The sequence below is a fragment of the Streptomyces sp. NBC_00104 genome, assembly GCF_045160825.1.
Classification (GTDB): Bacteria; Actinomycetota; Actinomycetes; order Streptomycetales; family Streptomycetaceae; genus Streptomyces.
The window spans coordinates 9,581,358-9,599,895 of sequence record NZ_CP108215.1; the positions used below are offsets into that span (position 1 = coordinate 9,581,358).

At 70.9% G+C, this 18,538-nt stretch carries 20 protein-coding genes and 1 tRNA gene; 17 read left to right on the forward strand and 4 right to left on the reverse strand.

Going from position 1 to position 18,538, the window contains the following annotated elements; all coding sequences use genetic code 11:
- The first annotated feature begins 58 nt into the window (after nt 1–58).
- From OG272_RS41865 to OG272_RS41935, 15 genes are all read left to right on the forward strand, one after another.
- The gene (locus tag OG272_RS41865; protein WP_327726757.1) at nt 59–490 is read left to right on the forward strand and encodes a roadblock/LC7 domain-containing protein; all 432 of its coding nucleotides are present in this window, start codon (nt 59–61) and stop codon (nt 488–490) included.
- A 2-nt stretch (nt 491–492) separates the two neighbouring features.
- Nucleotides 493–864, forward strand: coding sequence for a DUF742 domain-containing protein (locus OG272_RS41870; RefSeq protein WP_326585529.1), 372 nt, complete (start codon nt 493–495; stop codon nt 862–864).
- Nucleotides 842–1,441: an ATP/GTP-binding protein gene (locus OG272_RS41875; RefSeq protein WP_326574513.1), complete on the forward strand. Its 600-nt coding sequence runs from the start codon at nt 842–844 to the stop codon at nt 1,439–1,441. The genes OG272_RS41870 and OG272_RS41875 overlap by 23 nt, the downstream gene beginning before the upstream one ends.
- The gene (locus OG272_RS41880; protein ID WP_327726756.1) at nt 1,438–1,995 is read left to right on the forward strand and encodes a GAF domain-containing protein; all 558 of its coding nucleotides are present in this window, start codon (nt 1,438–1,440) and stop codon (nt 1,993–1,995) included. Before OG272_RS41875 ends, OG272_RS41880 begins: the two co-directional genes overlap by 4 nt.
- Nucleotides 1,996–2,200: 205 nt before the next feature.
- Nucleotides 2,201–3,229, forward strand: a complete 1,029-nt coding sequence (gene tdh, locus OG272_RS41885) for an L-threonine 3-dehydrogenase (protein WP_327726755.1) — start codon at nt 2,201–2,203, stop codon at nt 3,227–3,229.
- 61 nt (nt 3,230–3,290) lie between these two features.
- Nucleotides 3,291–4,490 (forward strand): glycine C-acetyltransferase, encoded by a 1,200-nt coding sequence (locus OG272_RS41890; RefSeq protein WP_327726754.1) that lies wholly within the window; start codon nt 3,291–3,293, stop codon nt 4,488–4,490.
- 47 nt (nt 4,491–4,537) lie between these two features.
- Nucleotides 4,538–5,437, forward strand: coding sequence for a LysR family transcriptional regulator (locus tag OG272_RS41895; RefSeq protein WP_327726753.1), 900 nt, complete (start codon nt 4,538–4,540; stop codon nt 5,435–5,437).
- 51 nt (nt 5,438–5,488) lie between these two features.
- On the forward strand, nt 5,489–6,073 hold the full coding sequence (locus OG272_RS41900) for a helix-turn-helix domain-containing protein (RefSeq protein ID WP_405895769.1): 585 nt from the start codon (nt 5,489–5,491) through the stop codon (nt 6,071–6,073).
- Between the two features lie 110 nt (nt 6,074–6,183).
- Nucleotides 6,184–6,714, forward strand: a complete 531-nt coding sequence (locus OG272_RS41905; protein WP_405895770.1) for a GNAT family N-acetyltransferase — start codon at nt 6,184–6,186, stop codon at nt 6,712–6,714.
- Between the two features lie 30 nt (nt 6,715–6,744).
- Nucleotides 6,745–7,104, forward strand: a complete 360-nt coding sequence (locus OG272_RS41910; RefSeq protein WP_327726750.1) for an MmcQ/YjbR family DNA-binding protein — start codon at nt 6,745–6,747, stop codon at nt 7,102–7,104.
- 212 nt (nt 7,105–7,316) lie between these two features.
- Nucleotides 7,317–7,390: transfer RNA gene (locus OG272_RS41915), tRNA-Pro, on the forward strand.
- Nucleotides 7,391–7,787: 397 nt separating this feature from the next.
- Entirely contained in the window at nt 7,788–9,008 is a 1,221-nt protein-coding gene (locus OG272_RS41920) for an ABC transporter substrate-binding protein (RefSeq protein ID WP_326574506.1), read from the forward strand.
- A 70-nt stretch (nt 9,009–9,078) separates the two neighbouring features.
- Nucleotides 9,079–10,038, forward strand: a complete 960-nt coding sequence (locus OG272_RS41925; RefSeq protein WP_328224448.1) for a sugar ABC transporter permease — start codon at nt 9,079–9,081, stop codon at nt 10,036–10,038.
- On the forward strand, nt 10,038–10,871 hold the full coding sequence (locus OG272_RS41930) for a carbohydrate ABC transporter permease (protein ID WP_326574504.1): 834 nt from the start codon (nt 10,038–10,040) through the stop codon (nt 10,869–10,871). The genes OG272_RS41925 and OG272_RS41930 overlap by 1 nt, the downstream gene beginning before the upstream one ends.
- 26 nt (nt 10,872–10,897) lie before the next feature.
- Nucleotides 10,898–12,085 carry a sn-glycerol-3-phosphate ABC transporter ATP-binding protein UgpC gene (locus OG272_RS41935; RefSeq protein ID WP_326574503.1) on the forward strand — a complete coding sequence of 396 codons (1,188 nt, stop codon included), beginning with the start codon at nt 10,898–10,900 and terminating at the stop codon, nt 12,083–12,085.
- A gap of 10 nt (nt 12,086–12,095) precedes the next feature.
- Here OG272_RS41935 and OG272_RS41940 read toward each other — a convergent pair whose 3' ends face one another.
- The 4 genes from OG272_RS41940 to OG272_RS41955 form a co-directional block, all read right to left on the reverse strand.
- Nucleotides 12,096–12,800, reverse strand: coding sequence for a winged helix-turn-helix domain-containing protein (locus tag OG272_RS41940; protein ID WP_327726748.1), 705 nt, complete (start codon nt 12,798–12,800; stop codon nt 12,096–12,098).
- Nucleotides 12,801–13,297: 497 nt separating this feature from the next.
- Nucleotides 13,298–14,089, reverse strand: coding sequence for a peptidoglycan recognition family protein (locus OG272_RS41945; RefSeq protein ID WP_327726747.1), 792 nt, complete (start codon nt 14,087–14,089; stop codon nt 13,298–13,300).
- Nucleotides 14,090–14,213: 124 nt separating this feature from the next.
- Nucleotides 14,214–14,591 (reverse strand): peptidoglycan-binding protein, encoded by a 378-nt coding sequence (locus OG272_RS41950; protein WP_405895771.1) that lies wholly within the window; start codon nt 14,589–14,591, stop codon nt 14,214–14,216.
- A 186-nt stretch (nt 14,592–14,777) separates the two neighbouring features.
- On the reverse strand, nt 14,778–15,671 hold the full coding sequence (locus OG272_RS41955; protein WP_326574501.1) for a LysR family transcriptional regulator: 894 nt from the start codon (nt 15,669–15,671) through the stop codon (nt 14,778–14,780).
- Between the two features lie 128 nt (nt 15,672–15,799).
- On the opposite strand from OG272_RS41955, the gene OG272_RS41960 reads away from it, so the two are divergent.
- Together OG272_RS41960 and OG272_RS41965 are read left to right on the forward strand one after the other, a co-directional pair.
- On the forward strand, nt 15,800–16,915 hold the full coding sequence (locus tag OG272_RS41960) for an MBL fold metallo-hydrolase (RefSeq protein WP_405895772.1): 1,116 nt from the start codon (nt 15,800–15,802) through the stop codon (nt 16,913–16,915).
- A gap of 137 nt (nt 16,916–17,052) precedes the next feature.
- On the forward strand, nt 17,053–18,513 hold the full coding sequence (locus OG272_RS41965) for a tetratricopeptide repeat protein (RefSeq protein WP_327726744.1): 1,461 nt from the start codon (nt 17,053–17,055) through the stop codon (nt 18,511–18,513).
- Nucleotides 18,514–18,538 lie beyond the last annotated feature (25 nt).

Consider the following 18,538-nt stretch of genomic DNA (forward strand, 5'->3'; position numbering starts at 1 on the left):
CACGGTCCCCACCCCCTCCGCTCCCGCAGACCAACGCACCCCAAGGAGTCGATCCACCATGGCGAGCGATGCGCCGACCGGCCATGTATCCGATCTCGACTGGCTGATGAGCGGCCTAGTCCAGCGCGTACCGCACACCTCGAGCGCGGTGCTGCTCTCCTGCGACGGGCTCGTGAAGTCGGTCCACGGCCTCGATCCGGACAGCGCCGACCACATGGCGGCCCTGGCCTCCGGCCTGTACTCCCTCGGACGCAGCGCGGGCGTCCGCTTCGGCGACGGCGGCGACGTCCGCCAGGTCGTCGTCGAACTCGACTCGACCCTGCTGTTCGTCTCCACCGCGGGCTCCGGCACCTGTCTCGCCGTGCTCGCCGGCCGCGAGACCGACGCCGCGGTCCTCGGCTACGAGATGGCCATGCTCGTGAAGAGCGTCCGCCCCTACCTGGTCACCCAGCCCCGTCAAGCAGTCGAACCCTCCGCGATGAGGCCTTGAACGTGCCCACGGCCGGCGACGGACCTCTGTACGACGACGCCGCCGGGCGTCTGGTACGCCCCTACACCGTCATCAACGGCCGGACCCGGCCGACCACCGCGCTCGATCTCCTCTCACAGGTGATGGCCACCGGGGCGACCCCCCTCGGCTATCTCGGCCCCGAGCACGCAACCGCACTCGACCTGTGCCGGGCACCCGTCTCGGTCGCCGAGGTCGCCGCCCACCTCACGCTGCCGGCGGCGGTCACCAAGGTGCTGCTGTCCGACCTCGTCGACTGCGGCGCACTCACCACCAAGCCCCCGGTTTTCCACCACAACCCGACAGACCGGTCTCTTCTGGAGGCAGTGCTCGATGGACTACGACGACAGCTCTGACCCCTTTCCCACCGCACTCAAGATCCTGGTGGCGGGAGGGTTCGGGGTCGGCAAGACGACCTTCGTCGGCGCGGTGAGCGAGATCGCGCCGCTGAGCACGGAGGAACTGCTCACCACAGTGAGCGCCGCCACCGACCATCTCGACGGCATCGAGAACAAGGTCGAGACGACCGTCGCGATGGACTTCGGCCGCATCACCCTCGATCCGCGGCATGTGCTCTATCTGTTCGGCACCCCCGGACAACAGCGGTTCTGGTTCATGTGGGACGAACTCTCCGAGGGCGCCCTCGGCGCGGTCATCCTCGCCGACACCCGCCGGCTGGAGGACTGCTTCGCCGCCGTCGACTTCTTCGAGCAGCGCGGCCTCGGCTTCATCGTCGCCGTCAACGAGTTCGACGGGTCCTTCCGCTACGACGCCGACGAGGTGCGCGCCGCCCTCGACCTCGATCCCGAGATCCCCGTCGTCTGCTGCGACGCCCGCATCTCCAGCTCGGGCGTCCAGACCCTGCTCACCCTCGTCCGGCACCTCCTCGCCCACACCCCGGCCCAGCTCCCGAGCCACGGAGCCCACACGTGACGTACGACCCGCCGCGTCCGGTCAGCCGGCTGCTGCTCACCCCCGAGGACCGGGACGCACCCGAGCGCGTGGAACGGCTGCGGCTGCTGGGGCTCGGAGAGTACGCCGAAGCGGCCTTCGACGCCTTCGCGGACCGGCTCGCCGGGATCGCCGCGGTGCCGTACGCGATGGTCAACTTCATCGACGAGAAGCGGCAGTTCTTCGCCGGACTGCATGTCTCGGCGGCGCCGACGGCGGACACCACGGTCCTCGGGGTCGATCGCCACCTCGCCCGTGACCACGGCTTCTGCCCCTATGTGGTGGTCCGCCGCAAAGGGCTCGTCCTCGAAGACGTGAGCGAATACCCGAAGTTCGCCGGAAACCCCGTCGTCGACGACCACGGCATCCGCTCCTACCTCGGTGCCCCGCTGCTCGACCGCACGGGCATCGCCCTCGGCACGGTCTGCGTCCTCGACGTCCAGCCGCGCCCCTGGGGCAGGGCCGGACTGGAGACCATCAAGTCGATGGCGGCGGAACTGGCCGCCGGGATCGAGGGACGGGAGGCGTTCCCGTAACGCCCGCAGGGCCCGCGGGGGAGGGCACATCATGGCGGATCCCGTGGCCCGGCGGGGTGTGAAGGAAAGCTGCGGCCGAGGTTAAGAAAACCTCGATGGACCGGGGTGCCGCCGTAAGGCAGATTGATCGGCGAACCCACCCCTCTCCCCGGTACGGGCCTGTTCGTCATGCCCGGCGCCGGGGCGTACCCACAGGAGCCGTAGCGTGAAGGCGCTGGTCAAGGAGAAGGCGGAGCCAGGGCTGTGGCTCGTCGACGTCCCGGAGCCCGAGATCGGTCCCGGCGACGTACTGATCAAGGTTCTGCGGACCGGGATCTGCGGCACCGACCTGCACATCCGGGCCTGGGACGGCTGGGCCCGGCAGGCGATCCGCACCCCGCTCGTGGCCGGCCACGAGTTCGTCGGCCGGGTTGTGGAGACTGGCCGTGACGTCACCGAGATCCAGGCCGGCGACCGGGTCAGCGGTGAGGGCCACCTGGTGTGCGGCAAGTGCCGCAACTGTCTCGCCGGCCGCCGCCACCTGTGCCGTGCCACCGTCGGCCTCGGGGTCGGGCGCGACGGCGCCTTCGCCGAGTACGTGGCCCTGCCCGCGGCCAACGTCTGGGTGCACCGCGTTCCCGTCGACCTCGACGTGGCCGCGATCTTCGACCCGTTCGGCAACGCCGTGCACACCGCGCTGTCCTTCCCGCTCGTCGGCGAGGACGTCCTGATCACCGGCGCGGGCCCCATCGGCCTGATGGCGGCGGCGGTGGCCCGGCACGCGGGCGCCCGCAACGTCGTGATCACGGACGTCAGCGAGGAACGGCTGGAACTGGCCCGTAAGATCGGGGTCACCCTCGCCCTCGACGTGCGCGAGTCGACCATCTCCGACGGGCAGCGCACCCTCCGCCTGCGTGAGGGCTTCGACATCGGCCTGGAGATGTCCGGCAACCCCGTCGCGATGCGCGACATGGTCGCCAACATGACCCACGGCGGCCGGATCGCCATGCTCGGGCTGCCGTCCGAGGAGTTCTCCGTCGACTGGTCCCGGATCGTCACCTCCATGATCACCATCAAGGGGATCTACGGCCGTGAGATGTTCGAGACCTGGTACGCGATGTCGGTCCTCCTGGAAGGGGGCCTCGACCTCGCTCCCGTGATCACCGGCCGCTACGGCTACCGCGACCACGAGGCGGCCTTCGCCGACGCGGCGAGCGGCACCGGCGGCAAGGTCATCCTCGACTGGACCGCGTGAGCGTAAGCGTTCGCTCGACCGGCGCAACCCCCTTCCGCGTAAGCACTTTAGGAGCTTCCTGATGTTCGACTCCGTGCGCGACGACCTCCGCACCACCCTCGACGAGATCCGCGCCGCCGGTCTGCACAAGCCCGAGCGGGTCATCGGCAGCCCGCAGTCCGCGACCGTCGCCGTCACCGCCGGCGGCCGTCCCGGCGAGGTCCTCAACTTCTGCGCGAACAACTACCTCGGCCTCGCCGACCACCCCGAGGTCGTCACCGCCGCCCACGAGGCCCTCGACCGCTGGGGCTACGGCATGGCCTCCGTCCGCTTCATCTGCGGCACCCAGGAGGTGCACAAGGAGCTGGAGGCGCGGCTGTCCGCCTTCCTCGGCCAGGAGGACACGATCCTGTACTCCTCCTGCTTCGACGCCAACGGCGGTGTGTTCGAGACGCTGCTCGGCCCCGAGGACGCGGTGATCTCCGACGCCCTCAACCACGCCTCGATCATCGACGGCATCCGGCTGTCCAAGGCCCGCCGCTTCCGCTACGCCAACCGCGATCTGGCCGACCTGGAACGGCAGTTGAAGGAAGCCACGGAGGGCGGCGCCCGCCGGAAGCTGATCGTCACCGACGGTGTCTTCTCCATGGACGGCTATGTGGCCCCGCTCGGCGAGATCTGCGACCTCGCCGACCGCCACGACGCCATGGTGATGGTCGACGACTCCCACGCCGTCGGCTTCACCGGCCCCGGCGGCCGCGGCACCCCCGAACTGCACGGCGTGATGGACCGCGTCGACATCATCACCGGCACCCTCGGCAAGGCCCTCGGCGGCGCCTCCGGCGGCTACGTCGCCGCCCGCGCCGAGATCGTCGCCCTGCTGCGCCAGCGCTCCCGCCCGTACCTCTTCTCGAACACGCTCGCCCCGGTGATCGCGGCGGCCTCCCTGAAGGTGCTCGACCTCCTGGAGTCGGCCGACGACCTGCGCGTCCGCCTCGCCGAGAACACCGCGCTGTTCCGCCGCCGGATGACCGAGGAGGGCTTCGACCTCCTCCCCGGCGACCACCCCATCGCCCCCGTCATGATCGGCGACGCCGCGAAGGCCGGCCGCCTGGCCGAGCTGCTCCTGGAGCGCGGTGTCTATGTGATCGGATTCTCCTACCCGGTCGTCCCGCAGGGGCAGGCCCGCATCCGCGTCCAGCTCTCCGCGGCGCACTCGACGGCGGACGTGAACCGCGCGGTGGACGCGTTCGTGGCGGCGCGGGCCGAGCTGGAGGCCTGAGCCAGGACCTCAGCAGGGGAAAGCGCGCATTTGAGAGAATCGGTCACATGATCGAAGCGCGGCGGCTCCACATCCTTCGTGCGGTGGCCGACCACCGCACGGTGACGGCGGCTGCCGCCGCGCTGTACCTCACCCCGTCCGCGGTCTCCCAGCAGCTGACCGCGCTGGAACAGGAGACGGGCCATCGCCTGGTCGAGCGCGGCGCGAAGGGCGTACGGCTGACCCCGGCCGGCGAGATCCTGCTCGGCCACACCAACGTGGTCCTCGCCCAGCTGGAGCAGGCGGCGGCGGAACTGGCCGCGTACAGCTCGGGCCAGGCGGGCACCGTCACGGTCGCCTCCTTCGCCACCGGCATCGCCCAGGTCGTGGCGCCCGCGCTGGCCCGGCTCGCCGGTTCCGCGCCCGGCATCCGCCTCCGCGTCCAGGACGCCGAGGGGGACGCGAGCCTCCCGATGGTCCTGGACCGGCAGGTCGACATCGCCGTCGCGGTCGAGTACCGGGGTGCCCCGGCCGCGGACGACCCCCGCCTCACCCACGTCCCGCTGTACGCCGAGCCCTTCGACGCGGTCGTGCCCGTCAGTCACCGCCTCGCCGACGCGGCCGAGGTGCCGCTCGCCGAACTGGCCAAGGACCCCTGGATCGGCCCCTACCCCGGCAATCCCTGCCATGACGTCGTCGTCCTGGCCTGCGAGAACGCCGGCTTCCAGCCACGCCTCGAACACTCCTCCGACGACTTCCGTGCCGTCGTCGCCCTCGCCTCCGCCGACGCGGGCGTCGCCCTCGTACCCCGCTCGGCCCTGCGCGGCACGGACCTCACCGGCGTGGTCGTACGCCCCGTCGACGGCGTGGCCCCCACGCGCCGCGTCTTCGCCGCCGTACGCCGTGGCGCGGAAGGCCACCCGCTGATCCGGCCGGTGCTGGAGGCGCTGGGGGAGGCGGCGGAGTGAGACGGCGCACATCGTAAACCCGTGCCCCATATCCGGGATAGCATCCCGAATATGGGAAGCGTCGAAGACGTGGCGGCACCGGACCCCGTCGACCTCCGTCTGGCAGCCCGCCTGGCCGAGCTGCGGGCCGAACGCGGTTGGTCCCTAGGGGAGTTGGCGGACCGAAGCGGGGTGAGCCGCTCGACCCTCTCCCGGGCCGAGCGCGCGGAGACCAGCCCCACGGCCGCGCTGCTGAACCGCCTCTGCCGGGTGTACGGCCGGACGATGTCCCAGCTGCTCAGCGAGGTCGAGTCCGAGCCGGTCTCCGTGGTGCGCGCGGGGGAGCAGGCCGTCTGGGAGGACAGGGCCGCCGGATTCGTACGGCGGTCCGTGTCACCGCCGGCGGCCGGCCTGAGCGGTGAACTCGTCGAGGGCCGGCTCACGGCGGGCGCGGACATCGCCTACGACGGGCCGTCCGTCCCCGGCCTCGAACAGCACATCTGGGTCCTGAACGGCACCCTCCACGTCACCGACCGGGATGTGGAGCACCGGTTGGCGGGCGGGGACTGTCTGCGGATGCGGGTGTGGGGGGCGACGCGGTTCCGGTGCCCCGGGCCCGGGGACGTGCGGTACGCGCTGGTGGTGGTGAAGCCGTGAGCGGATCCGTGACCGATCCCGAGTCCGTGACCACATCCGAGTCCGGAGCCGGAGCCGGAGCCGAGACCGGGACTGGGGCCGGAAGCGGGACCGGGACCGGGACCGGGACCGTGATCTTTCGGCTCGTCGACGCGCAACTCCCCTCCCTGATCGAGGAGTTGGCGGACCTCCTGGTCGACACCGTGAACGGCGGGGCCTCGATCGGCTTCCTCGCGCCGCTCGAACGGGCGGCTGCCGTCACCTGGTGGAAGGCGCGCGTCGACGCGGTGCCGGCCGGTGGGCTCGACGTGTGGGTGGCGCGCGACGGCGACCGGGTGCTCGGCACGGTCGGTCTTGTCTTCCCGGACAAGCCCAACAGCCGTCACCGGGCCGAACTCGTCAAGCTGATGGTCCACCGGGACGCCCGAGGACAGGGCCTGGGCCGGACCCTCCTCGCGACCGCCGAGCGGGCCGCCGTCGACGCGGGCATCACCCTGCTCCACCTGGACACCGAGACAGACAGCCCCGCCGAGCGCCTCTACGGCAAGGCCGGCTGGACCCGGATCGGGACCATCCCGGACTACGCGGCGGACCCGCACGGGACGCTGCGCCCGACATCGATCCACTACAAGCAGGTGGGGCCCCTGACGCCCGCCCGCTGAGTGTCAGTGGTGGACGTTACGGTGCCTCTCATGCCGGATGCCGAAGACGTACGACGTGTCGCCCTCTCCCTGCCCGACACCACGGAGAAGGTCGCCTGGAACATGCCCACCTTCCGGGTGGCGGGAAAGATGTTCGCGACCCTGCCGGAGGACGAGACGTCCATCGCCGTGCGCTGCCCGAAGGAGGAGCGCGACGAGTTGGTCCTCGCCGAGCCGGGCAAGTTCTGGATCGCCGACCATGAGGCGGGGTTCGCGTGGGTGAGGGTGCGGCTCTCCGCCCTGGAGGACGAGCCCGAGCTGCGCGACATCCTGGCCGATTCCTGGCGCCAGGCCGCCTCGCCCGGACTCCTCGCCGCCCACCCGGAGTTGGGGCTCCCGGCCGCCGACTGACGAAGCTCGGCCGCCCACGCTGCGGCGCCCCTCGCGCGCGGTGCGGAACCGCTGGCCGCGCACCGGGAGGACCCACCCGCCGGGATGCCGGCACGTGCACGGTCCAGCCGCCGCCCTCTGCTCCCCGATAAACGTGTGCGCGACCACCGGCCCGAGTGCGGTATTGTTTCGGTGCACGTTCAGCCAGGGGAAACCCCAGGTCAGACGGGCAACGGGACGTGGCGCAGCTTGGTAGCGCACTTGACTGGGGGTCAAGGGGTCGCAGGTTCAAATCCTGTCGTCCCGACTTGCTGAGGAGCAGGTCGGAGGTCATTTCCGGGTCACCGGAAATGACCTCTTCGTCGTTCTGGCGCACGCGCGGGGTCCGCGAGAGGCGTGCCGCAACCACCCGACAGAGCCGAAGTCAGCCTGCCCTCCCTCCGCGCCCGCAGGATCCTGGAGTCGGCGAGTCGGCGAGTCGGCCCCGGCAGTCGATGGGTGATTCGGTGCGTTATGTGCTTGATGTTGCCTTATGTGGTCTTTAGTGTTCGCCAGGGAGAAACGCTGCCAGGTCCGAGTCCCGTGCCACCGTCCGGAAGCGAGGTGTGGAGCGCGTGCACGCGAGGTGCGGCTGCCGACCGGTTTCGGGTCGGAGAGGACGTCCCAGAGGGACGCGATGGCTGCGGGCGTTCGCCGTACTGCCGTTGCTGGCGTCGGTGCTCGCCGCCTGTGGCAGTGACGAGGGCTCCGGTAGACCCACCCTCAACTGGTACAACTTCCCGGACGACTCGGGTGCGCTCCAGAAGGCGGCCGACCGGTGCAGCCAGGCGTCGGGTGGCCGCTACAGGATCAGCTACAACAAGCTCCCGCGTGCCGCGGACGGCCAGCGCCAGCAGCTCGTCCGCAGACTCGCCGCCGAGGACGACTCGCTCGACATCCTGGGCCTGGACGTCACCTGGGCGGCGGAGTTCGCCGAGGCACGCTGGATCCGGGAATGGACCGGGGCCGCGAAGCGCCAGGCCGTCGAGGGCACCCTGCGCGTACCGCTGCAGACCTCGACCTGGAAGGGCAGGCTGTACGCCGTCCCGTACAACACCAACACCCAACTCCTCTGGTACCGCAAGGATTTGGTGCCCACCCCACCCAGGACCTGGGCCGAGATGCTGGACATGGCAGGCGCCCTCGCCCAGCAGGGCAAACCGCACTTCGTGGAGATCCAGGGCGCCCAGTACGAGGGCCTGACCGTCTGGTTCAACACGCTGATCAACAGCGCGGGCGGCTCCATCCTCAACGCGAGCGCGACCGAACCCTCCCTCGGTCCTCCGGCCGTACGGGCCGCCGGGGTCATGCGTGATCTGGCGAAGTCGCCGGCCGCGGACCCCTCCCTGCCCAACCAGATGGAGGACCAGAACCGCCTCGCCATGGAGTCGGGGACGGCGGCGTTCGAACTCAACTACCCGTTCGTCTATCCGTCGATGAAGGCGAACAACCCGGAGCTGTTCAAGAACTTCCGCTGGGCGCCGTACCCCCGGGTCGACCCGAACCGCCCGGCACGGCCCACCATCGGCGGCATCGATCTCGCGGTGAGCGCCTACTCGCGCCACCCCGACCTGGCCTTCGAGGCGGCACTGTGCCTGCGCAACCGGGAGAACCAGCTCAGCGCCGCGATCGAGGGCGGTCTGCCGCCCACCCTGCGCGCCCTGTACGACGAGCCCGCGTTCATGAAGGAGTACCCCTTCTCCCAGGACGTGCTGGCCGGCCTGGAGTCGGCGAGCGTGCGCCCGATCACTCCGGTCTACCAGAACGTGTCGATCGCGGTCTCCCACACGCTGTCTCCGCCGTCCGGGATCGAACCGGAGAGCTCCGTCAACACCATCAGGGAGCAGATCGACGATGCCCTGCGATCCGAGGGTGTGATCCCGTGAACCACCTCCTCCCGCACCACTTGGTCGGTCGGCGCCGCGGCGCGCGGGCCGCGTCCACGGACGGCCCGAGATGAGCACGCGGGCGCGACCGGCCGGAACCCCGCCGCCCTCCGACGCGCAGACGGAGCAGGCGGGGCCGGACCGGGCGGCACTCTCGGCGGGCGGCAGGCAGGAGCGGCGGCTCGGCTGGCTGCTCTGCGCACCCGCCGTCGTCGTCATGATCGCCGTGACCGCCTACCCCATCGGGTACGCCGTCTACCTGTCCCTCCAGCGGTACGACCTGCGCTTTCCCGGACGGGCCGAGTTCGTGGGCCTGAGCAACTACGGGGCGGTGCTGTCCTCCCCGTTCTGGTGGGACGCCTTCTGGGTGACGCTGTTCATCACCGCCGTGTCCGTGACGATCGAACTCGTCCTCGGCATGGGGCTCGCCCTGGTGATGCACCGCACGATCTTCTGGCGCGGCGTCGTCCGTACCTCGGTCCTCGTTCCCTATGGGATCGTCACCGTGGTCGCCGCCTTCTCCTGGCAGTACGCCTGGACCCCGGACCTCGGATACCTGGCCGAGTTGTTGCCCAGCGGAGAGGCCCCGTTGACCGAACAGTGGCCCGCCCTCTGGCTGATCATCCTCGCCGAGGTGTGGAAGACGACACCGTTCATGGCGCTGCTGCTGCTCGCGGGCCTCGCGCTGGTCCCCGAGGAGACCCTGAAAGCGGCCATGGTGGACGGTGCCACCGCCTGGCAGCGCTTCGTCAAGATCATGCTGCCGCTGATGAAACCGGCCATCCTGGTGGCACTGCTCTTCCGCACCCTGGACGCGTTCCGGATCTTCGACAACATCTACATCCTGACCGCGGGCGCCCAGGGGACCGGCTCTCTGTCGATCCTCGGGTACGACAACCTGTTCACCGCGCTGAACCTCGGCATCGGGTCGGCGATCTCGGTCCTGATCTTCATCTGCGTCGGGATCATCGCCTTCACCTTCGTCAAACTGTTCGGCGCCGCTGCACCCGGCGCGGAGGTGAAGCGCTGATGGCCGCCGTGGGAAGGACGCATGCCGCCCGCTGGGGTGTCATGAATGTGGTCGTGGTGCTGTACGCCCTGTTCCCGGTGTGGTGGATCGCCGCGCTGTCGTTCAAGGACCCCGCCACCCTGACGGACGGCAACTACATCCCCACGGACTGGACCTGGGAGAACTACCAGGGCATCTTCGAGACCGCCGAGTTCACCCGCGCGCTGGTCAACTCGATCGGTATCGCCCTGATCGCCACGGTGATCGCGGTGGCACTGGGCACCATGGCCGCCTACGCGGTGGCCCGGCTGCGTTTCCCCGGCAAGCGGGTCCTCATCGGCATGTCGCTGCTGATCGCCATGTTCCCCCCGATCTCCCTGGTCTCACCGCTGTTCAACATCGAGCGGATCATCGGGATCTTCGACACCTGGGTCGGGCTGATCATCCCGTACATGACCTTCTCCCTGCCGCTCGCGATCTACACGCTGTCGGCCTTCTTCCGGGAGATCCCCTGGGATCTGGAGAAGGCCGCCAAGGTCGACGGGGCGACGCCCGCGCAGGCCTTCCGGATGGTCATCGTGCCGCTGGCCGCGCCGGGCGTGTTCACCACGGCCATTCTCGTGTTCATCTTCTGCTGGAACGACTTCCTGTTCGCGATCTCGCTGACGTCCACCGAGTCCGCGCGCACCGTGCCCGCCGCGATCGCGTTCTTCACCGGGAGCTCCCAGTTCCAGCAGCCCACCGGGTCGATCGCCGCCGCCGCTGTGGTCATCACCATCCCGATCATCGTTTTCGTCCTGTTCTTCCAGCGGCGCATCGTCGCCGGACTGACCTCCGGGGCAGTCAAGGGCTGAACGGGGAAGGCAAGGAGGCACCATCCATGGCCGAGATCATCCTCGAGGGAGTCACCAAGCGCTTTCCCGACGGGGCCCTCGCCGTGAAGGACGTGGACCTCGAGATCGCCGACGGCGAGTTCGTGATCCTGGTCGGTCCGTCGGGATGCGGCAAGTCCACCACCCTGAACATGATCGCCGGGCTCGAGGACATCACCGAGGGCACCCTGCGCATCGGGGACCGGGTCGTCAACGACCTCGCCCCCAAGGAGCGCGACGTCGCCATGGTGTTCCAGAGCTATGCCCTGTACCCGCACATGAACGTCCGGGAGAACATGGGCTTCCCCCTGCGCCTGGCCAAGGTGGACAAGGCCACCATCGACGCCAAGGTGACGGAGGCCGCCCGGATCCTCGACCTCACCGAGCACCTGGACCGCAAGCCCGCCAACCTCTCGGGCGGTCAGCGCCAGCGGGTGGCCATGGGGCGGGCGATCGTCCGGGATCCCAAGGCGTTCCTGATGGACGAGCCGCTGTCCAACCTGGACGCGAAACTCCGGGTGCAGATGCGCACCCAGATCTCCCGGCTGCAGCGGCGCCTCGGCACGACCACCGTGTACGTCACCCACGACCAGACCGAGGCGATGACGCTCGGCGACCGGGTCGTGGTGATGAGGCAGGGCCTGGTCCAGCAGATCGGCACCCCCGCCGAGTTGTACGACCTGCCGCGCAACATCTTCGTCGCGGGCTTCATCGGCTCCCCGGCGATGAACTTCGTGAACGCCACTCTGGAGGACGGCGCCCTGCGCTCCTCCCTGGGCGACCTGACCCTCGACGACCGTACGAGGCAGGCGCTGGAACGACAGAACGCGCCCCGCGAGGTCATCGTCGGACTGCGGCCGGAGGCATTCGAGGACGCGGCCCTGGCACACGACCGGGACCGGACGGGCCCGGTCTTCACCGCCACCGTGGAGGTACTGGAGTCGCTGGGCTCCGACGTGTACATCTACTTCACCGCGGAGGGCGGGCCCGCGACGACCACCGAACTGGAGGAGCTCGCCAAGGACTCGGGCCTGCGCGACACCGGCGCCGACACCCACCACATCGTGGCCCGGCTGGACGCCGCCACACGTGCCCGCGAGGGCGAACCCGTGGATCTGCGGGTCGACATGGCCAAGGCCCACGTGTTCGACCCGACGACCGGAGCGAACCTCACCCATCCGGTGAGCGCGGCCTGACGACGGTGCGTCAGGCGACCGGGGACCGTCCGCGCCGGTCGGGGCGCAGCAGGGCCGCGCCGGTCGGGGTGAGAGTGTGCAGGACGGTGTTGGGGCGCCGGCTCTCGATGAGGCCCGCGTCGCGCAGGACGGTCGTGTGATGGGTCGCGGTGGCGGGGGAGACGCTGATGGCGCGGGCGAGTTCCGAGTTGGTGACCCCGTGGGCGACGATGCTCAGTACGGCGGCACGGGTACGCCCGAGCAGCGCGGTCAGGGACGCGTCGGACCGGCCGGGCGAGGTCTGGGCATCCGGCCTGCTCACGGGATAGACGAGGACCGGCGGCAGCCCGGGGTCCGCGAAGGAGACCGGGGTGCGCCAGCAGAAGTACGACGGGATGAACAGCAGACCGCGACCGTCGAGATGGAGCTCGCGCGCCTCGCAGTAGTCGACCTCCAGGACGGGAGGGCGCCGGCGCATCGGGGGCGGCAGGCCGCGGAGCATGCTGTCGGTCCCGCCGCTGAGGAAGGCTCGGGCCAGCCGGGCCCGTTCGGCGTCGACGCACGCCTGCATGCGGTCACGGTAGGGGGCGATGACCGCGTCGTCGTACGCTCTGAGAACCCGTACCAGCTCTTCGCGGGCAGCCCTGTCCACCAGGCCGTGGACGGCCGCCGGGGTGTCGGTGGTCTCGGCCAGTCTGCCGATCTCGTGCCGGACCCGCGCGTGGACGCGCAACATCTGTTCCCCCGGTACCGTTCCTGTGGACTGAGCGGGTGTGAGCCCGTTCAGCCGCGCGCCCCGAACGGTCTTGGGCGAGCTGGTCCCCGGCGTACTCGACCCGGGGGCGGCGACACGCATCCTGTGCGTGGTCCGGGCCCCGGAGGCCGGTTCCCTTACGACCTGGCCAATTGGGTACGGCCAGAGGCGACGGGGAGGCCCTGAACCATCCTCTGGTGGAGCAGGGGCCCCGCACGCTGACGCCGTACCCGGTGTCCCAGGTCGCACGATCACGTCAGCCCGATCAGCCCAGGGCACCGCAAGCCCGCAAGCGGACGATCACACGATCGAGCTCATTCGGCCGTGTGGGCACTCCTTGGTGAGCAGTTCCAACCCCCCGGAAGCAGCCGCCTCGTACGGCAGCCGCGTCACGGGTCCGACGATGCCGGACGGCCCCGGTCCGGACAACGCGAAGACCGGCCATGTGCAGGTCGGGAGAACTCAGGTGCGGTACGGCGTCACGCGATCAGGTCGGCGACGTCGGCGCGGATCGCCGGCAACTGCGCGTACAGCACGCCGCCGGGGCAGTCGGTGGCCGCCCAGTCGAGGTGGCCGGAGACGGCGGGCCCGTCCCAGATGGCGCCGTTGACCGGGTTGACGTAGACCACCTTCTCCCGCAGGGGGTCGATGGAGTGCCGTACGGCGAGCTCCGCGAGCAGCTGGACGAGTGCACCGCGCGCGGCGGCCGTGGGCGGGCCGGCGGTGAACGTCCCCAGCAGGGCGATCCCGACGTTGCCGGTGTTGTACGTGCCGATGTGCGCGCCGGTGACCAGCCGTCCTGCCGCGTTGTGCGCGGGATCCCCGTCGGTGCCGGACCAGCGTCCCTCGTAGACCAGTCCGCCCGCGTCGATCAGGTAGTGGTACCCGATGTCGCCCCAGCCGTGGGCGACCGTCTGGTCGCGGTAGATCGTACGGACCCGGGACGCGGGGTTGGCCTCGCCGTTCGCGCTGCCGGTGTGGTGCACCGACAGGGTCTGCACGGGGTGGTATTCGGGCGACCAGGTCTCGGTGCCGTCCGGGCCGAAGCGCAGGCTCTCGTCCGCGCCCCAGGCCTGCCGCGACAGCAGGACGTAGTCGGCGGCGGACCGGGAGCCGGCGGCCGCGGCCGGACGGGCGACGGCACCGGTCACGGCGACGGCGCCGAGAGCCCCCAGCAGCGTGCGCCGGGACAGTACCCCGTCACGACGGCCTGTGTCCGCGGAGCCGGCGGGAGCGGAGGAGCCGGCGGGAGCCGTGTGTCCGAAATTCATGTCAGCCCTTCTGGAGCGGTGGTGCTCGACGGACGAGAGCGGTGGTGCTCGACGGACGACAGTGACGCGCGTCCGTCGCGGGCGGGACCGCGAGGGACGCGCGTCGGCGGTGGTGGGCCGGCGATCAGGGCAGGTCGAGGTTGCAGATGTAGCCCGAGCTGTTCGCCCAGGAGCGGAGCCGCGGCCAGGTGTCCGGGCCTTTGTACCCGTCGTCGTCGATGCGGGCGCACTGCTGGAAGCGCACGGTCGCCCGGTTCGTGTCCGGTCCGAACCTGCCGTCGACCGTCAGGTTGTCGCCCGACATGGAGAGGTTCAGATAACACTGGGCGAGCATGACGGCGGAGGGGCTCGTCGTGTCGACGTCACCCTGATTGACCTCCGGCGGGGGCCGGCTCGTGCCCCAGTATCTGCCGCAGACACCGTCGATGGTGGGTGCGGCACTCGCGGTCTGGACACCGCCGATTCCCCCGGCCAGCAGCATGGCCACGGCGGCGCCGAGCACCGCGATACGGCAGTCCGCTCAGGCGGAGTCGTTCCGGTCTGACTTGATGTTCCGGCGGTCCGCGACGGCTGTCACGCTCGTTCGACCCTGCCGAAAAGACGCAGGCGGGAGCGGGTGAAGGCGGAGGAAGGGGATGCCGCGATTCCATATCGCGGGCCCGGAAGCGGGCCCGGAACCGGCCCTTGATCAGAAGCTGTCGCCTGGCCCCGGCCAGGCGGCCCCGGCCTTTGTCGGGTAGCCCGCCGTGGCGATCCGGACGAACGAGCGGACCAGGGGATCGGTGTCGGCGCTGTTCCAGGCGACCACCAGGCGGCTGGGTGGCATGTCGGTCAGGGGGACGCAGGTGAGGCCCTGGGGGAGGGCATCGACCAAGGGGGCCAGGCCGATCGTCCCGTTCCACAGGACGGCCTGGACACACTCGTGGACGGTGCGTACCACCGGGCCGTCCCGCACGTCGGCGGCGGGCGCCGGAGCGGTCCAGTAGGCGCGCCAGGCCGGGTCGGTTCCTTCGGGCAGGCGGAACCATCGACGGTCGGCGAGGTCGCGCGGGCGGAGGGACGCGCGTCCGGCGAGGGGGTCGTCGGCGCGCAGGACCACACCGACCGGGTCGGAGCGCAGTACGCGGGTACTGATCCCGGTGTCGTCGAACGGGGCCCGGGTGAGCGCCACATCGACGAGGCCGGCCCGCAGACCGGTCGTCGGGTCCGTCAGATCGGCTTCCCGGATGCGGACGTGGACATCGGGATGGCGCTCGCGGAACGTGGCGACCAGCCGCGTACCGGCCTGTTCGGCGAGGGTGCCGAGGACGAGCGTCGCGGTGCGGGCGGCGGCCGCGACCCGGGCGCGGGCCTGCTCGGCCTGCCGCAGCAGCGCCCGTGCCTCGTCGTAGAGCGCCCGGCCCGCCGTGGTGAGCGTGACCCCGGCGGAGGAGCGGTGCAGCAGGACGGCGCCGAGATCGGTCTCCAGCTGTTTGACGGCCCGGCTCAGCGGCGGCTGGGTCATGTGCAGCCGGGCGGCGGCCCGGCCGAAGTGCCGTTCCTCGGCGACGGCCACGAAGTAGCGCAGCGATCGTAAGTCCATGACCGGCGACGATACCCGCGCGGTATCGGGCGTACGGGATGGGTGTTGGACGGTCCGGGGGTGCTCGCACTGGACTGGGAACGATCCGAACCCCCACGCGGGACCGCCCAGTTCGAGGAGCCGTCGACATGCCCGAACGCACGATGTCAGAACGCACGATTCCCGAAATCATGATGTCCGAACGCGCGATGTCCGAACGCGCGATGTCCGAACGCGCGATGTCCGAACGCGCGATGTCCGAACGCGTGATGTCCGGACGCACGATGTCCGATCCCGTCGTGCAGACCGCCGGAGTACGGGAACTCGCCCGCGACCTGGTGGTGATCCCGAACCGTGGGGTGCAGCTGGTGCCCAACATCGGGATCATCGGCGGCACGCACTCCGTGCTCGTGGTCGAGACAGGTCTGGGGCCGGGCAACGCCGAGACCGTACTCGCGTTCGCCGCCGAGTACGCCGAGGGCCGCAAGCTCTATCTGACCACCACGCACTTCCATCCCGAACACGCCTTCGGTGCCCAGGTCTTCGCCGACGAGGCGACCTATCTCGTCAACGGGGCCCAGGCGGAGGACCTGGCCACCAAGGGCACCGGCTACCTGCACATGTTCCGTGGTCTGGGCGAACCGGTCGCGCGGCGACTGGAGGGGGTCGAGCCGGCTGTCCCGGACACGGTCTACGACGACGCCTTCGACCTCGACCTGGGCGGACGGGTGGTGCGAGTGCGGGCCACCGGCCGGGCGCACAGCAAGGGCGACCAGGTGGTGAGCGTTCCCGACGCCGGGGTGATGTTCACCGGCGATCTCGTCGAGGCGGGGCAGTTCGCGATCTTCCCGTGGTTCCCGCCGCACGACACCGACGTCTCCGGCATCCGCTGGATCGAGGTGATGAGGAGGCTGTCGGCGGAGCAGCCCCGGGTGGTCGTGCCCGGCCACGGCGAGGTCGGCGGCGCACGGCTGCTGGACGACGTCCGCGCCTGTCTGGAACTGCTGCGCGACGAGACCTGGCGGCGCCGTGACTCGGCCATGGGCGAGGCGACGATCGTCGAGGAGGTCAGGTCCCTGATGATCGCGCGTCATCCGGAGTGGGCCGGCGAGGAGTGGATCGAGCGGGGCGTCGGGTGCCTGTGCGCCGAGTATGCCGAGCACGCCGAGCACGCCGATCACGTCGGCGTCCCGGATTCCGAGTGGCCGACCGCGGTCGGCACGCGTGCGCCGGGAGGATCGGCTCCTCGCGGCGCACGGTGGTGATTCGGGGTGCGTCGGGGGTGCTCGGTGGACTGGGCGGAGTGCCGGTCGCTTTGATGGGGGGCGCGGGGTGATCCGTGCCGTCACGGGTCGACGACCGCGGGCCGACGACACCCGACACGCGCCGGAGATGAGCTGCCATGGTGACCGACCGGTACGGCAACCGCCTGTACGAGTGCACCGCCGAAGGGGCGGAGTACCTGGACCGGGCCGTGGAGGGGCTGTTGTTCTTCCGGCCCGACTTCCCGACCGCCGTCCAGGACGCCGTGGCCGCGAGCCCGGCGGCGCCGCTGGCCCAGGCGTTCGCGGCCTATCTGGGGGTGCTCGGGACAGAGTCGAGGGACGCCGACGAGGCGGGCCTCCGGTTCGCGGACTTCGGCGCAGGGCTGGACCGTGCCGCGCTGCCCCGGCGGGAGCGTATGCACATGGCGGCGGCGGAGGCCTGGCTCGGCGGTGATCTGGGGCGCGCCGGTCAGATCCTGGAAGAGCTGGTCGTGGAGTGCCCGCGTGATCCGCTCGCCCTGGCGGTGGGGCATCAGCTCGACTTCTTCACCGGCGACGCGACACGGCTGCGGGACCGGATCGGCGGAGCCCTGCCCGCGTGGGACACGGACGACCCCCACCGCGGGCCGCTGCTGGGCATGTACGCGTTCGGCCTGGAGGAGTCGGGACACTACGACCGGGCCCAGGAGGTGGGCCGGGCCGCCGTCGAGCGGAACTCCCGTGACATCTGGGCCATCCACGCCGTCGTCCACGTGCACGAGATGCAGGGGCGCTTCGCCGAGGGGCTCGACTTCCTCGGCGCACGTCTCGACGACTGGGCGAGCGGAAGTCTGCTGACGGTGCACAGCTGGTGGCACTACGCCCTGTACGCGCTGGAGGCGGGTGACACCGCGACGGCCCTGCGGATCTACGACGCCGTACTGCACCACAAGGACTCGACCGGGTTCGTCATGGAACTCCTCGACGCCGCCTCACTGTTGTGGCGGTTCCTCCTGGGCGACCTGGACCAGGAATCCCGCTGGCAGACCCTCGCCGACGCGTGGGCCGCGCGCGAGGACCCGCCGTTCTACGCCTTCAACGACGTGCACGCCGTCATGGCCTTCGCCGGAGCGGGGCGGCTGGATACGGCGGACGAGTTCGTCGCCGACCGGCGGCGCTGGCTGCGGGCGGCGCGGGACGACGGGCGCACCTGCACCAACCGTGTGATGACCGGCGAGGTCGGCCTGCCCGTGTGCGAGGCGCTGGTGGCGTACGTCCGCGAGGACTACGCGGCGGTGGTGGAGCTGCTGTGGCCGGTCCGCCGCCGACTGCACACCTTCGGCGGCAGCCACGCCCAGCGGGACGCGATCCAGCGGACCCTGCTGGAGGCGGCCCTCCGCGCGCGCCGGGCCGACCTGGCCAGGCTCCTGCTCGGCGAACGCGCCGGCCTGAGCCCGCACAGCCCCTACAACTGGCTCGGCCGGGCCCGGCTCGCCGACGCCCTCGGCGAAGCGGGCCGCGCCGCCGTCGCCCGCGACACGGCGGCCGGACTCGCGGCCCCCGCCGCGGCGAGGCTGAGCGGGAACCCGCACGACAGGTATCTCGCCCGCAGGCCCTGAGCCCCGGCCGGCCGGACCCGCTCCC

Bases quoted from the DNA above. Each gene is read 5' to 3' on its own strand.
- OG272_RS41935 (WP_326574503.1), top strand. From the start codon at position 10,898: ATGGCCGAGATCATCCTCGAGGGAGTCACCAAGCGCTTTCCCGACGGG.
- OG272_RS41895 (WP_327726753.1), top strand. From the start codon at position 4,538: ATGATCGAAGCGCGGCGGCTCCACATCCTTCGTGCGGTGGCCGACCAC.
- OG272_RS41900 (WP_405895769.1), top strand. From the start codon at position 5,489: ATGGGAAGCGTCGAAGACGTGGCGGCACCGGACCCCGTCGACCTCCGT.
- OG272_RS41890 (WP_327726754.1), top strand. From the start codon at position 3,291: ATGTTCGACTCCGTGCGCGACGACCTCCGCACCACCCTCGACGAGATC.
- OG272_RS41940 (WP_327726748.1), bottom strand. From the start codon at position 12,800: ATGTTGCGCGTCCACGCGCGGGTCCGGCACGAGATCGGCAGACTGGCC.
- OG272_RS41910 (WP_327726750.1), top strand. From the start codon at position 6,745: ATGCCGGATGCCGAAGACGTACGACGTGTCGCCCTCTCCCTGCCCGAC.
- OG272_RS41945 (WP_327726747.1), bottom strand. From the start codon at position 14,089: ATGAATTTCGGACACACGGCTCCCGCCGGCTCCTCCGCTCCCGCCGGC.
- OG272_RS41955 (WP_326574501.1), bottom strand. From the start codon at position 15,671: ATGGACTTACGATCGCTGCGCTACTTCGTGGCCGTCGCCGAGGAACGG.
- OG272_RS41875 (WP_326574513.1), top strand. From the start codon at position 842: ATGGACTACGACGACAGCTCTGACCCCTTTCCCACCGCACTCAAGATC.
- OG272_RS41925 (WP_328224448.1), top strand. From the start codon at position 9,079: ATGAGCACGCGGGCGCGACCGGCCGGAACCCCGCCGCCCTCCGACGCG.
- OG272_RS41965 (WP_327726744.1), top strand. From the start codon at position 17,053: ATGGTGACCGACCGGTACGGCAACCGCCTGTACGAGTGCACCGCCGAA.
- OG272_RS41930 (WP_326574504.1), top strand. From the start codon at position 10,038: ATGGCCGCCGTGGGAAGGACGCATGCCGCCCGCTGGGGTGTCATGAAT.
- OG272_RS41960 (WP_405895772.1), top strand. From the start codon at position 15,800: ATGCCCGAACGCACGATGTCAGAACGCACGATTCCCGAAATCATGATG.
- OG272_RS41865 (WP_327726757.1), top strand. From the start codon at position 59: ATGGCGAGCGATGCGCCGACCGGCCATGTATCCGATCTCGACTGGCTG.